This window comes from Escherichia sp. KTE172, from assembly GCF_000408845.1.
Lineage (GTDB): Bacteria > Pseudomonadota > Gammaproteobacteria > Enterobacterales > Enterobacteriaceae > Escherichia > Escherichia coli.
The window spans coordinates 461,846-462,873 of record NZ_KE137316.1 but is presented as its reverse complement, the minus strand read 5'-3'; the positions used below and the strand labels follow the sequence as shown (position 1 = coordinate 462,873).

Here is a 1,028-nt window from a genome sequence, read left to right as displayed (position 1 = left end):
GAGGTACACCGACAAATGGCAGCGACGCACACACTCCCTCTGGCGTCACCGGGCATGGCACGCATCTGCCTTTACGGGGATTTGCAACGATTTGGTCGCCGTATCGACCTTCGTGTGAAAACGGGGGCTGAAGCCATCCGGGCACTGGCCACACAGCTCCCGGTGTTTCGTCAGAAACTGAATGAGGGCTGGTATCAGGTGCGCATTGCCGGGCGTGATGCAGGCGAAAATGAATTATCTGCCCGTCTTAATGAGCCGCTGGCAAATGGTGCCGTGATCCACATCGTGCCGCGTCTGGCGGGAGCTAAAAGTGGCGGTGTGTTTCAGGTGGTGCTTGGGGCGGCGCTGATTGCGGTGGCATGGTGGAACCCTGTGGGCTGGCTGGGGGCCGCGGCTGTATCGGGCATGTATGCGGCAGGGGCCAGTATGATCCTGGGCGGAGTGGCGCAGATGCTGGCACCGAAAGCCAGGACGCCCACGGCAGCCAGTACAGATAACGGCAAACAGAACACCTATTTCTCCTCACTGGATAACATGGTTGCCCAGGGCAATGTTCTGCCTGTTCTGTACGGTGAAATGCGCGTGGGGTCACGTGTGGTTTCTCAGGAGATCAGCACGGCAGACGAAGGGGATGGTGGTCAGGTTGTGGTGATTGGTCGCTGATGCAAAATGTTTTATGTGAAACCGCCTCCGGGCGGTTTTGTCGTTTATGGAGCATGACGAATGGGTAAAGGCAGCAGTAAGGGGCATACCCCGCGCGAAGCGAAGGACAACCTGAAGTCCACGCAGCTGCTGAGTGTGATCGATGCCATCAGCGAAGGGCCGGTTGAAGGTCCGGTGGATGGATTAAAAAGCGTGCTGCTGAACAGTACGCCGGTGCTGGACAGTGAGGGGAATACCAATATATCCGGCGTCACGGTGGTGTTCCGGGCCGGTGAGCAGGAGCAGACACCGCCGGAGGGATTTGAATCCTCCGGCTCCGAGACGGTGCTCGGTACAGAAGTGAAATATGACACGCCGATCACCCG

General features: G+C 58.4%; 2 protein-coding genes and 1 pseudogene. All 3 read left to right on the top strand.

The window, feature by feature from the left end; all coding sequences use genetic code 11:
* Positions 1-118: pseudogene (locus tag G434_RS30260) on the top strand (phage tail protein); the annotation flags it as partial.
* The gene (locus G434_RS30255) at positions 115-663 is read left to right on the top strand and encodes a tail assembly protein (protein ID WP_000847699.1); all 549 of its coding nucleotides are present in this window, start codon (positions 115-117) and stop codon (positions 661-663) included. The pseudogene G434_RS30260 and the gene G434_RS30255, both read left to right, overlap by 4 nt.
* 60 nt (positions 664-723) lie before the next feature.
* Positions 724-1,028 (top strand): hypothetical protein (locus G434_RS30645; RefSeq protein WP_001606694.1); only part of this gene is annotated, 305 nt, incomplete at its 3' end.